General features: G+C 73.6%; 11 protein-coding genes. 4 read left to right on the top strand and 7 right to left on the bottom strand.

Translation table 11 applies throughout. From position 1 onward, the window contains the following. Positions 1–125: 125 nt before the first annotated feature. Complete coding sequence (locus ACWEQG_RS30860) at positions 126–1,718, top strand: ABC-F family ATP-binding cassette domain-containing protein (RefSeq protein ID WP_452290088.1); 1,593 nt, start codon at positions 126–128, stop codon at positions 1,716–1,718. Here the strand turns inward: ACWEQG_RS30860 and ACWEQG_RS30855 are convergent. Further along, positions 1,691–2,497, bottom strand: coding sequence for an EI24 domain-containing protein (locus ACWEQG_RS30855; RefSeq protein WP_452290086.1), 807 nt, complete (start codon positions 2,495–2,497; stop codon positions 1,691–1,693). The genes ACWEQG_RS30860 and ACWEQG_RS30855 overlap by 28 nt on opposite strands. Positions 2,498–2,507: 10 nt before the next feature. Then, positions 2,508–3,095 (bottom strand): Maf family protein, encoded by a 588-nt coding sequence (locus tag ACWEQG_RS30850; protein WP_452290085.1) that lies wholly within the window; start codon positions 3,093–3,095, stop codon positions 2,508–2,510. A gap of 61 nt (positions 3,096–3,156) precedes the next feature. Between ACWEQG_RS30850 and ACWEQG_RS30845 the strand changes: the two genes are divergently transcribed. After that, on the top strand, positions 3,157–5,022 hold the full coding sequence (locus ACWEQG_RS30845) for a CASTOR/POLLUX-related putative ion channel (RefSeq protein WP_452290083.1): 1,866 nt from the start codon (positions 3,157–3,159) through the stop codon (positions 5,020–5,022). Positions 5,023–5,052: 30 nt separating this feature from the next. Here the strand turns inward: ACWEQG_RS30845 and ACWEQG_RS30840 are convergent, their stop codons facing one another. Continuing rightward, positions 5,053–5,700: a response regulator gene (locus ACWEQG_RS30840; RefSeq protein ID WP_452290081.1), complete on the bottom strand. Its 648-nt coding sequence runs from the start codon at positions 5,698–5,700 to the stop codon at positions 5,053–5,055. After that, a complete protein-coding gene (locus ACWEQG_RS30835; protein ID WP_452290079.1) occupies positions 5,697–7,670 on the bottom strand; it encodes a sensor histidine kinase in 1,974 nt (657 codons plus the stop codon). The genes ACWEQG_RS30840 and ACWEQG_RS30835 overlap by 4 nt, the downstream gene beginning before the upstream one ends. A gap of 143 nt (positions 7,671–7,813) precedes the next feature. Here ACWEQG_RS30835 and ACWEQG_RS30830 point away from each other — a divergent pair, with 143 nt between their 5' ends. Then, entirely contained in the window at positions 7,814–8,677 is an 864-nt protein-coding gene (locus tag ACWEQG_RS30830; protein WP_363463282.1) for a CPBP family intramembrane glutamic endopeptidase, read from the top strand. Here ACWEQG_RS30830 and ACWEQG_RS30825 read toward each other — a convergent pair. Genes ACWEQG_RS30825 through ACWEQG_RS30815 form a run of 3 tightly spaced genes read right to left on the bottom strand, consistent with a single transcriptional unit; the run spans position 8,674 to position 11,619 of the window. Further along, positions 8,674–9,654, bottom strand: coding sequence for a hypothetical protein (locus ACWEQG_RS30825; RefSeq protein WP_452290077.1), 981 nt, complete (start codon positions 9,652–9,654; stop codon positions 8,674–8,676). The two genes, ACWEQG_RS30830 and ACWEQG_RS30825, sit on opposite strands and share 4 nt — an antisense overlap. A 46-nt stretch (positions 9,655–9,700) precedes the next feature. Then, positions 9,701–10,363, bottom strand: a complete 663-nt coding sequence (locus tag ACWEQG_RS30820) for a peptidyl-tRNA hydrolase (RefSeq protein ID WP_452290075.1) — start codon at positions 10,361–10,363, stop codon at positions 9,701–9,703. Then, the gene (locus tag ACWEQG_RS30815; RefSeq protein WP_452290073.1) at positions 10,360–11,619 is read right to left on the bottom strand and encodes an MFS transporter; all 1,260 of its coding nucleotides are present in this window, start codon (positions 11,617–11,619) and stop codon (positions 10,360–10,362) included. Before ACWEQG_RS30815 ends, ACWEQG_RS30820 begins: the two co-directional genes overlap by 4 nt. 72 nt (positions 11,620–11,691) lie before the next feature. Here ACWEQG_RS30815 and ACWEQG_RS30810 point away from each other — a divergent pair, with 72 nt between their 5' ends. Further along, on the top strand, positions 11,692–12,666 hold the full coding sequence (locus tag ACWEQG_RS30810) for a GlxA family transcriptional regulator (protein WP_452290071.1): 975 nt from the start codon (positions 11,692–11,694) through the stop codon (positions 12,664–12,666). Position 12,667: the final 1 nt, after the last annotated feature.

Raw genomic sequence — 12,667 nt, 5'->3', positions numbered from 1 at the left:
ACCGTTGGCACCGGGCAGAGCGCCCGGCCTACACTCGGCACCATGTCTCTGCCCCGGATCTCCTAGCTCGGACACCCGCTTTCACGCCACCCGTGTGTCCTTGAGCTTCTCCGGAGCGTCATCCTATGATCACCCTTCGCGGTGTCGACGTGCGCGTCGGCGCCCGTCTCCTGCTGTCCGACGTCACCGCCCACGTCTCCCCCGGCGACCGCGTCGGCCTGGTCGGCCGCAACGGCGCGGGCAAGACCACCCTGCTGAAGACCCTGGCCGGCGAACTGCGACCGGCCGCGGGCACCGTCACCCGCACCGGCCCGGTCGGCTATCTCCCGCAGGACCCCGCGGCGGCCGATCCGTCCCTCACCGTCGCCGCCCGCGTCCTGTCGGCCCGGGGCCTCGACGAGGCCGAGCGCGCGCTGCGGGCCGCCGAAGCGGCCATGGCCGACCCCGCCCTGCGGGAGCAGGCGATGCGGCGGTACGTCCGGGCCGAGGCGGAGTTCGAGGCCCGCGGCGGGTACGCCGCGCAGGCCGAGGCCGCCCGCATCGCCGCCGGGCTCGGCCTGCCCGAACGGGTCATGGCCCAGCCGGTCGGCACCCTGTCCGGCGGGCAGCGCCGCCGGGTCGAACTCGCCCGCATCCTGTTCGCCGGGCACGGCACGCTGCTGCTCGACGAGCCCACCAACCACCTCGACGCCGACTCGGTCGCCTGGCTCCGGTCGTTCCTCGCCGGCCGCACCGGCGGGCTGGTCCTGATCAGTCACGACACCGGGCTCCTGGACGACACCGTGAACAGGATCTGGCATCTCGACCCCGGCCGGGCCGCGCTGGAGGTGCACAACACCGGCTGGCGCACCTATCTGGCCGACCGCGACGCCGCCGAGCGCGGGCGCGCCCGGCAGCGGGCGGTCGCCGAGCGCAAGGCCGCCGCGCTGCACGCGCAGGCCGACAGGATGCGCGCCGGCAAGTCGACGGCCGTCCGGGCCAAGGAGATGGCGCGCCGGGCCGACCGCATGCTGGCCGAGGCGGCGCCGGCCCGCCGCGCCGAGAAGGTCGCCCGCATCCGGCTGCCCGAGCCCGCCCCCTGCGGCCGTACCCCACTGGGCGCGATCAGCCTCACCAAGGCGTACGGCGACCTGCGGGTGCTCGCCGGTGTCGACCTGGCGGTGGACCGGGGCAGCCGGCTCGTCGTCCTCGGTCTCAACGGCGCGGGCAAGACCACCCTGCTGCGGATCCTCGCCGGGCGGGAACGCCCCGACTCTGGCCGCGTGGTGCACGGGCCCGGTCTGCGCCTGGGCTACTTCGCGCAGGAGCACGACACGCTCGACCCGGCGCGCACCGTCGCCCAGAATCTCGCCGCCGCCGCGCCGCATCTGGGCGACGGCGAGGCGCGCCGCATCCTCGGCTCGTTCCTGTTCGGCGGGGACGACGCGGCCAAGCCCGCCGGTGTGCTGTCGGGCGGCGAGAAGACCCGTCTGGCGCTGGCCACCCTGGTCAGCTCGCAGGCCAACGTGCTGCTGCTCGACGAGCCGACCAACAACCTCGACCCGGCGTCGCGGGACGAGGTGCTGGCCGCGGTCGCCTCCTACCGGGGCGCCGTCGTGATGGTCACCCACGACGAGGCCGCCGTGGACGCCCTGCGCCCCGACCGCGTCCTGCTGCTGCCCGACGGGGTCGAGGACATGTGGAACGCCGGCTACGCCGGTCTCGTGTCCTTGGCCTGACCTTCCGGTACGGCCGCCGGCGCCATACGCATGCGGACGAGCATGGCGGCGCCGGCGACCGCGCCGGGCATCGCGACGACGCTGACGAGCGGCACCATGAACGCGAGGAAGAGCGGCACGCCGAATCCGAGCGTGGCGGACATGTTCGACCTGAGCAGGGCGAAGCGCTCCTTGCGCCGCAGGCCCCGCCGTTCCATCGCCAGGGCGGTCAGCTCGACCGTGAGGAAGAACCCGGAGACGAACGCCCCCACCACGGGCACCACGGTCTGTCCGACGACCGGCACGAAACCGAGCACGAACAACGGCACCGTGAACAGCAGGACGTACCAGAGCGTGACGAGGCTGTCGCGGATCGACCGGAGCAGGGACGACCAGAAGGGCTGGTCGCCGCCGGGAAGACCGCCGCAATCCTCCTCGACCTTCTCCGACAGCTTCTCGTAGAACGGGTCGCCGATGACGAGCGTGACGGCGGTGAACGTCAGCACGGCGAGCGCGAGACCCACCACGAAGATCATCACGCCGACCAGCGTGCGGAACGTGTCGCGCCAGCCCCAGTCGTCCGCGAAGGGCGTCGCCCAGGCCGCCACGTCGGTGGCGTGCGTGCCCAGCCAGACCAGCGCCAGGGCGTACAGCACCAACGCGATCAGAGCCGGGATCAACCCGAACAACCACCAGCGGGGATGCCGGGCGACCCACCCGAGACCCCGGAAGCAGAACCCGATTCCCTCGGCGAAACCGCCGACGCCGCGCCGTCCGGCGGGCCGCCCGATGCCACTCATGGCGGGCAGGCTAGCGCCACAAGGTCGTCACCGGCACGTCCAGATCGGCGAAAAGGCGGCGAAGCAGGGGCAGCGAGATGCCGAGCACGTTGCCGTGGTCGCCCTCGATGCCCTCCACGAACCAGCCGCCCAGGCCGTCGAGCGTGAACGCCCCCGCCACGCGCAGCGGCTCCCCGCTGGCGACGTACGTCTCGATCTCCTCGTCGGACGGCGTGCCGAACCGCACCACGGTCGCCGCCATCTCGGAGACCGCGCGGCCCCCCGCCACGTCGACCACGCTGTGCCCGGTCAGCAGCCGGCCGGTCCTGCCCCGCATCATGTGCCAGCGGCGCACCGCCTCCTCGGGCGTCCCCGGCTTGCCGTACGCGACGCCGTCGAGTTCGAGCACCGAGTCGCAGCCGATCACGATGCCGTCGCCGAGCGTCCCGGCGACGGCGTCCGCCTTGGCCACGGCCAGTTTCAGGCACAGCTCCTCGGGCGTCCCGGCCGTGATCGCGTCCTCGTCGACCCCGCTGACGATCACCTTCGGATCGAGCCCGGCCGCCCGCAGCACGCCGAGGCGGGCGGGCGAGGCGGAGGCGAGTATCAGATCCGTCACACGGTGAAGCCTAGTCGCTTCTACTATGTCTGGCGTTTGCCGATCAAAGACGGGGGATCCGGTGTCAAAACCGACGGTCAAGGAGCGCCTGAGCTACTGGTTCGACAACACGATGGCCAGGGGCACGGCCGCCCTGATCGGCTGGCTGGCCATGGTGTCGCTGGGGCTCATCGTGGTGGTCGGCGCGCTGACGATGTGGCTGACCCCCGACGAGGCGCTCAAGTACCACGGCTGGCCGGGTGTGCTGTGGCTCGCGCTCATGCACGCGCTCAGCCCGGGGAAGATCGCCGGCGACGCCGGGACGGCGCCCTTCCTCGCCATCATGCTGGGCGCCTCCCTCGGCGGCATCTTCATCGTCAGCATCCTCGTGGGCGTGCTCTCCGCCGGCCTGCGCGGCAAGATCGAGGAGCTGCGCAAGGGCCGCTCGCGCGTCATCGAGAGCGGTCACACCGTCATCCTCGGCTGGTCCGAGCAGCTCTACACGATCGTCTCCGAACTGGTGAAGGCGCACGCCAGCCAGCACGGCTCGGTCATCGCGATCCTGGCCGACAAGGACAAGCCGGCCATGGAGGACGCCATCCGGGCGCGGGTGGGCGACACAGGCAGGACGCGGCTGGTCTGCCGCACCGGCCGGCCCACCGAGCCGACCGACCTCGACCTGCTGAGCCTGAACACGGCGCGCACGATCGTGGTGCTGTCCCCCGAGAAGGACGACCCGGACGCGCACGTCATCAAGACCCTGCTCGCGCTGGCGAAGCGGGCCGGTGACCACCCTCCCGTGGTCGCCGCCATCGCCTCCTCGCGCAACATGGCCGCCGCCCGGCTGGCCGGCGGGCCGGGCGTCCACCTGGTCGACAGCGACGACATCGCCGCCCGGCTGATCGTGCAGTCGTCCCGCCAGTCCGGCATGTCCGTCGTCTGCATGGATCTGCTGAACTTCGACGGCGGCGAGATCTACCTGCGCCGCGACCCCTCCCTCGCCGGCCGGTCGTACGCGCAGGCCCTCGACGCGTACGCGACCGCGACCGTCCTCGGCCTGCGCACCTCCGCCGGCGTGGCGCTGAACCCGCCGCGGCACACGGCGATCGGAACCTCCGACGAGCTCGTCGTGCTCGCCCAGGACGACTCGCTCATCCGCCTGGCGAACGGCACCGCGCCCGCCGACGAACGGCACATCGTGCCTCCTCGCGCCCCGGAGAGGACCGCGGAGCGGACGCTGATGCTCGGCTGGAACGGCCGTGCCGCGCGGATCATCCGCTACCTGGACGGCTACGTGACCCCCGGCTCGGTGCTCGACGTCGCGAGCGACCACCCCGGCGCCAGGGCCGGCCTGGCGGGCCTCGCCAATCTCACGGTGAACGTCAAGGAGTGCGACGCCACCGACAGGTACGCCCTGGAGTCGCTCGGCGTCGGCGTCTACCAGCACGTCATCGTGCTCTCCGACGACCGGCACGACCCGCATCACGCCGACACCCGCACGCTGATGACGCTGCTGCAGCTCCGCGACATGCAGGCGACCCTCGGCGAGAAGTACTCGATCGTGAGCGAGATGCACGACGAGAACAACCGCGCGCTCGCGGAGGTGACCGAGGCCGACGACATCGTGATCAGCGACACGGTGATCGGCCTGCTGCTCGCGCAGCTCGCCGAGAACCCGCACCTCGCCGAGGTCTTCGGGCAGCTGTTCGACTCCGCGGGCTCGGAGGTCTACCCGCGGCCCGTGGAGGACTACGTGACCACCGGCGTGCCCGTCGCCTTCCGCACGATCGTGGAGTCGGCCCTGCGGCGCGGCGAGACCGCGATCGGCTACCGCCTGGCGGCGAACGTCGGCGAGCCGCCCCACTACGGCATCGTGCTCAACCCCGACCGGTCGCGTACGGTGGCGTTCGCCCCGGACGACTCCGTGATCGTTCTCGCCGAGCATTGAGCCCGGGCGTCCGTGCGCGCCGGCGCGGGCTCACTCTCCGAGACCGGCCCGGCGGGCACGTACGACGGCCTGCGCCCGGTCGGCCACCTGGAGCTTGGCGAAGACGGACGTCAGGTGGTTCTTCACGGTCTTCTGGCTGAGGAACAGGGCGCGGGCGATCTCCGCGTTCGACTTGCCGGACGCGAGCAGGTCGAGGATCTCCCGCTCCCTGACGGTCAGCTCGGGGAACGGCGTGACGTCCGGGCCCGACGCCAGGAACCTGCGGATGCGCCGGGCCACGGCGGGGCCGTACACGGCCTCGCCCCTGGCGACCGCATGCACGGCGGCGATGAACTCCGCCCCGCCCGTGCCCTTGAGCACGTAGCCGCGCGCGCCCGCGCGCAGGGCGGCGAACACCGACGCGTCGTCCTCGCTCATCGTCAGCACGAGCACGCCGAGGCCGGGATCGCGGTCGACCAGCCGGCGGGTGGCATCGAGGCCCGAGGTGCCCGGCATCACCAGGTCCATCACGACCACGTCGGGCCGCAGCGACAGGGCGAGGGCGACGGCCTCCTCCCCGTCTCCCGCCTCGCCCACCACCTCGGCCCCGCCGACCTGTTCGAGCAGCGCCCGCAGGCCGTGCCGCAGCAGCGGGTGATCGTCCACCAGCAACACCCGCACCGGCTCGCTCTCCGTCACAGCGGCAGCACCGCCTCCACCGTCGTGCCCGCCCCGGAGGCGGACGTCCTGCGCAACACGCCGCCGAGCTCGGCGGCACGCTCCCTCATGCTGCCCGAGCCCACGCCCTCGACGAGCGGCTCGGGCAGCCCCCGGCCGTCGTCGCGGACCCGCAGGACCAGCCCGTCCCGATCGATCCGGACGACGATCTCGATGCTCCGGGCCCCCGCGTGGCGCAGGGCGTTGGCCAGCGCCTCCTGGGCGATGCGGTAGGCCGCCACCTCGACGGCGGCGGGCAGTTCGGGCAGCGGCTCCGGCACCCGGACCGCGACCGCGGGGCCGCCCTCCGCGGTCTCCCCCGTGTCCAGGGCCAGGTCCTCAAGGGCCGCGGCCAGCCCGAGCTCGTCCAGCGCCGGCGGGCGCAGGTCGTGGACGATCCTCCGCACGTCGCCGACGAGGCCCTGGACGAGCTGCCCGACCTCCGACAGCGACGACCGCACGGCCGGCGACACGCCCGCGGCGGTGGCCTCGATCACGTCGAGCCGTACGCCGATGGCGGCCAGGCCGGGACCGAGACCATCGTGGAGGTCACGGCGGAGCCTGCGCCGCTCCTCCTCCCTGGCGATGACCAGCCGCTCCCGCGACGTCTGCACCTCCCTGGCGAGCCGCACGGCGGCGAGGGCGACGGCGAGCTGGCGGGCGAGATCGTCGAGTACGGCCAGGTCGGCCGCCGACAGGGCTTCGCCCGGCGAACGGGGAGCCGCGCGCAGCTCCCCCTCCACACGCCCGCCCACCACGAGCGGCAGCCGTACGCCGTCGCCGGGGACGCCGCCCTCGGCGCACACCGGCGTGCCGTCGGCGGCGAGCACGGCGACCGCGGGCAGCCGCAGCGTGTGCGCCACGGTCTCGGCCGCGCGGTCGAGCAGCCGCGTCGGGTCGGCCGACGACTCCAGGCGCTGGCCGAGCAGGGACAGCGCGGCGGCCGGGTCACCCCGGTTGCCGAACAGCAGACGGCCGACGGCCCGCTGCGCGGCGTCGCGTGCCGGCGCGAACGCCACCGCGACGACGGCGGTGGCGGCGAGCGGCTCCAGCATCCCGTCTCCGGCCTTCAGGAGCGTGCCGACCGTGGCCACGGTGACCAGGTAGGCCCCCAGCAGCACGACCGTGACCAGCGCGTACACGACGGTGCGCCGGACCAGCACCTCGATCTCGAACAACCGGTAGCGGAAGATCGAGACCGCCGTGGCCACGGGGAACAACGGCAGCGCCGCCGCCTGCAGCCACACCCCCACGGGCGGGTCGGGCGGCAGCAGCGCGTCGGCGACAACCGAGATCACCACCGCGACGACGGCGGCGAGGACCGGCAGGAGCCGCCGCCTGTCGTCCGAACGGGTCACCCTCGTGGCCAGCGCCGCCACCCCCGACAGGGCCAGGCCGAGTGCCACCACGACGAAGGCGATCTCGGCGACGGGCTTAGTGGGGATCAGGCCGACGGGGCTGGGCGCCTCGTGTCCCCACACCCAGATGCGATCCCTGAGCATGAGCATCACCTGCAGCACGGCCATCCCGGCGAGGGCGGTGACCAGGACCGGCCGCCAGCGCGACGACGGCAGCCGTCCGTCGGGCAGCAGGAGGGGAAGCAGCAGGAGCGGCCCGAACCCGGTGAAGAACACCCAGTTCGTCACCCACGCGGCGGCCGGCCCGCCGGGCAGCCCGTGCGCTTGGCCGTACGCGGCGTATCCCCCGGCCAGAGCCTGGAGCGCCAGCCCGGCGCCGCTGAGGCAGAACAGCCACCCGATGGGGTGCCGCGCCCACCGCGACAGGATCAGCGCGCCGACCACGGGGCAGGTCAGGCCGACGGCCGCGTCGAGCACCAGATAGGTCGTGTCGGGCGCGGGCACGGCCGTGGTGAGCGCGACACCGGCGACGACGGCCGCCCCGCACAGGACGGGGATCAGCCAGAGCCATCGAGGCCACGCGGAGCTTCGCATCAGGACATCATTGGACATTCCTCACGTGAGGGGAATGGGACCCGGGTCCCGCCTTGACCGGGACCTCCCGGGCGCCGGGCGACGGGACGGAACGGGACCCGGCCCTCAGGCGGGCGGGACCGCCGGGACGCTGGGATCGACCCATGCGAACTGACACCTCAACCGTCCGCGAGCCGCGGCTCGCGGTGTACGCCGTCACTCTGGCCGCCCTCGTGCTGCCCGTCGTGGCCCTCGCCGTCTCGCAGGGCGCCGATCTCGACCGGATCGGCGACGCCCCGATCGGCACCCAGATCGCCGTCTACAGCCAGGCGTTCATGCCCGCGCTCGCCGCGCTCGCCGCGTGCCTGGCGGGTGGCGGCGTCCGCGCCGTGGACTGGGGTTTCCACCGGGTGCCCTGGCGCACGCTCGCCGTCGCGTGGGCCGTGCCCGTCCTCGGCGCCGGCCTCGCGTACGGCACGGCCTGGCTGACCGGCGCCGCCCGCTTCGATCCGGGCGACCTCGCCGCGTCCACCGGACTGCATCCGGCGCTCGGCGTGCTGCTCGGCCTCGTGCCCGGCGTGGCGCCGTTCGTCGTGCTGGCGCTCGGCGAGCAGCTCGGCTGGAGCTCCGTGCTCGTCACGAGGCTCGCCGCGCGCCGGAGCCCGGCCGCGACGGCGGTGATCCTCGGCCTGGCCTGGGCCTCGTTCCACTACCCCCTGATGCTGTTCGTGCCGGGCGCGGTGGAGGAGGGCGTGCCGGTGCCGTACGCGCTGCTGATGTTCACGCTCCAGACGGTCACACTGGCCTTCCCGCTCGTGTGGCTGCGCCTGCGGACCCGGAGCATCTGGCCCGTCCTGGTGCTCCACGCCACGATGAACGCGTCGCTGTACTTCGTGGCCGAGGCGCTGACCTCGGCGCACGACAGGTCGGCCTGGATGGTCGGGGAGGGCGGCGCCCTCACCACCGCGGGGCTCGCGGCCGCCGTGCTCCTGACACGCCCCCTGTGGCAGCGCCCGCTGTCCCGCTAGAGCGCCCTGACCGACGACATCACCGTGTTGATGTCGTGCCAGCGCTTCTTCTGGCTGTCGGGGATCGTGACGAACACGACGGCGGGCTTCTTCTCCGGGACGTCCACGAGGGCCAGCGCCGCCGCGGAGACCCGCTTCTTGCCCTTGAGCGTGTAGTGCACGGTGTAGCCCAGGAGCCAGCCCTTCCGCTTGCCCGCCTTGATGGGCTGGGAGGCCGTCCAGGTGATCGTGGCGCCCGAGGGGTGGTGGTTCAGGGTCCACCGGGCCGCCAGGAACGCGGTGTCGCGCAACGTCTCCTGCTCCGGGATCGGCACGGGACAGGAGACCAGCATCCCCCGGTACGACGCGCCCTTCACCCTGGGCAGCAGCTGGCGGGAGGCGAACGGCGTGGGCGTGGCGAGCGCCCACTGTTTCGCGAAGCGAGGCAGGGCGACGCCGGAGCGGCGGTCCTTGACCAGACCGCGGGTGGCGGCCGCCCGGCCGGGCAGGCCGCGGAGCCGGCGGTCGGCCTCCGGCAGCGCGGGCACCCGGGGGTCTTTCAGGGCCGCCGCCAGCGCCGGATCCAGGGCGTCCGGACTCGCCGCCGGACTAGCGGCGGGACTGGACGGCGGACTGGAGAGGGGACTGAGACCGGGCGTGGCCGCCGCGCCCGCGGCCGGCGCGGCGGCGCTCGACACGGACGAGGCCGACACAGCCGAAGGCAGGCCGACCACGGCGGACTGGCGCGGCGCGGCGGCCCTGGTGCCAAGGTCGTCCCGGTTCAGCAGCACGACGGCCGCGCCCGCCCCCAGCACGGCGACCCCCGCCGCGACCGCGACGACCTTGTAGACCACCCGCATCGGCAGGTCCCCGAGTTTCTTGGGAGGACTCGCCGGCGGCACCGGCTCAGGGACCGTGATCTTCGGTAGCGGAGTGGTCTCGGCCTCGGCCGCTATGTAAGAGGGGACGGCCTTCGTCCCATAGTCCCCAGGTGACACGATCGGGAGCGTACGGCAAATCCCGCTATTTCGGGTGCCTTCCCCATCACACTTCGGGAACGCCCACCCGCAGCCACGGCGCGTCGGCCACGACCGTCGCGGAGCCCGGTTCGATCTCGGTGAACCCGGCGTCCCTGACCACCGGCAGCCCGCTCGCGGCCAGCGCGTCCCATCGTCCGGGGGCGGCCGTCCTGACCCGTACGGCGAAGCCGCGCCCGCGCCAGCCCGCCCGCTCCGTCTCGCCCGCGCCCCACCAGGCGAACTGCGCGCCGTGGCCTGCCTGGGCCATCGCCTTGCCCGCCGTCATCTCCAGACGGGGATTGATCCAGAGCACCACGTCATCGGGGCCCGCCTCCGGCGGCGCCACGTCGTCGGTGAGGTCGGTGCCCGACACCTGGAGCCTGGCGAGGTCGCGCGGCCAGCCGTCGAGCGGCACGGGAGGATGCACGCGCACCTCGGCCGTGCCCACGGCCACGGTGATGCCGGGCAGGGCGAGCGCACGCCGCCACTCGGCGCCGCGTGCGCGCCTGACCACCTTCCTGATCCGGCCGTCCTGCCACTCGGCGACCTCCTGCGGCCACTGTCCCCCGCTCTCGGCACTGTCCAGCAGGAGCACCACCGCCGTCGCGGCGGCCTCCAGCGCGTCGGTGCGCCGCGGGGGCGTGGCCCGCTCGATGCGTACGACCAGGGGAAGAACGCGTTCGGTCACCCGACAAGGATCGCAGCTTCGCCGCGGTCCCGGACACGCGTGACGATACGGGACGACATGAGCGCGGCCAGCAGGCACAGCGCGCCCGAGCCGTACCACGCCAGGTCGTAGTTCCCCAGATGGTCGCGGGTGAGCCCGGCCACAGTGGCGACGACGGCCGCGCCGACCTGGTGGGAGGCGAAGACCCAGCCGAACACCACGGCGCCGTCCGCGCCGAAGATCTTGCGGCACAGGGCGACGGTCGGCGGCACGGTGGCCACCCAGTCGAGGCCGTAGAAGACGATGAAGACCAGCATGCTCGGCTCGGCCGTGGCGGCGAAGAGCTGCGGCAGGACCAGCAGCGACAGCCCGCGCAGCCCGTAGTAGACGACGAGCAGGAGCCGTGGGTCCACCCGGTCGCTGAGCCAGCCGGAGAAGACGGTGCCGGCGATGTCGAAGATCCCGATGACGGCGAGCAGCGAGGCGGCGGTGGTCTCCGGCATGCCGTGGTCGTGGGCGGCCGGGATGAAGTGGGTGCCGACCAGGCCGTTCGTGCTCGCGCCGCAGATGGCGAAGCCGAGCGAGAGATACCAGAAACGCCGGGTGCGGGCGGCGTCCCGCAGCACCCGTACGGCCCGCGCCGCGGCGCCCTTGCCCGGCGTGCGCACGACCGGCCCGGTCGCGCCCAGCGCGGTCAGGCCCAGCTCCTCCGGCGTGTCCCTGAGCAGGAACCACACGAGCGGGACGACGGCGAGCGCGGCCGCCGCCACCGTGATCGAGGCCCACCGCCAGCCCTGCGACTCGGCCAGGTGCGCGAGCACCGGCAGGAAGACGAGCTGTCCCGTCGCCCCGCCCGCCGTGAGCACGCCGGTGACCAGGCCGCGGTGCCGTACGAACCAGCGGTCGGTCAGCGTGGCGGCGAAGACGAGCGCCATCGAGCCGGTGCCCAGCCCGACCAGGACGCCCCAGAGCGCGACGAGCTGCCAGCTCGCGGTCATGAACACGGTCAGGCCGCTGCCCACCGCCACCAGCAGCAGGGCGTAGGCGACGACGCGGCGCATGCCGAAGCGGTCCATGAGCGCCGCCGCGAACGGCGCGCACAACCCGTAGAGCATGAGGTTCACCGAGACGGCGAGTGAGATCGTGCCCCTCGTCCAGCCGAACTCGTCCTCCAGAGGCGTGATCATCACGCCCGGCGAGGCGCGGAACCCGGCCGCCCCGATGATCGCGACGAAGGCGACGGCGGCGACGATCCAGGCACGATGCAGCGACTTCATGGCGAGCATCATCCCGTCGCGCCCGCCATCGGGGACAGTGGCCGAGAGGCCAACATGTGAAAGAATCAGGCCATGCATCCGGCTGTGCACCGCGTCGCCGTACTGGCCCTGGACGATTTCGCCACACTCGACCTGGGCATCCCCGGGCAGGTGTTCTGGGCGGCTCGCGATCCCGGCCCGCTGTACGAGGTCGTCACCTGCACTCCGGGCGGCCGCCCGGTGCGGAGCCGGGCGGGCTACAGCGTGGTCCCCGACCACGACCTCGGCGTGCTCGCGACGGCGGACACGGTGGTGGTGCCGGGCATCCACAGCGGGACGCCGCTGGAGAACGGCACGCTCGACGGCGAGGTGCGCGCGGCGCTGTGGGGCGTCGCGGGACGGGCCCGGCTCATCTCCATCTGCACCGGCGCCTTCGTGCTGGCCGCCGCGGGCCTGCTGGACGGGCGTCCGGCGACGACGCACTGGCGCAACGCCGCGCACTTCCGCGGCCTGTTCCCCCGCGTACGGCTCAATCCCGACGTGTTGTTCATCGACGACGGCGACGTGCTGACCTCGGCGGGCGTGGCGGCGGGGATCGACCTGTGCCTGCACGTCATCCGGCGCGACCACGGCAGCGAGGTGGCCAACCGCACCGCCCGCCGGTGCGTCACTCCGCCGTTCCGGGAGGGCGGCCAGGCCCAGTTCATCGAGCGGCCGCTGCCCGACCCCGCCGGGACGACCACGGCGCCGACCCGGGCGTGGATGCTCGAACACCTGGAGGAGCCGGTCAACCTGGCGGCCCTGGCCGCGCACGCCCGCATGAGCGTGCGGACGTTCACCCGCAGGTTCCGGGAGGAGACCGGCCTCAGCCCGGCCAGGTGGCTCGCCGGGCAGCGGATCGCGCACGCCCGGCACCTGCTGGAGACCACCGACCTGCCGGTCGACGCGATCGCCAGGAAGGCCGGGTTCGGCAGCGCGGTCTCACTCCGCCAGCACCTCCACGCCGCCGTGGGGGTGTCCCCCCTGGTCTACCGGCAGACGTTCCGCACGCCCGCCGTGCTCGGCTGAT

Source organism: Microbispora sp. NPDC004025 (assembly GCF_053604425.1).
This window is presented reverse-complemented; position numbering and strand designations above follow the sequence as displayed.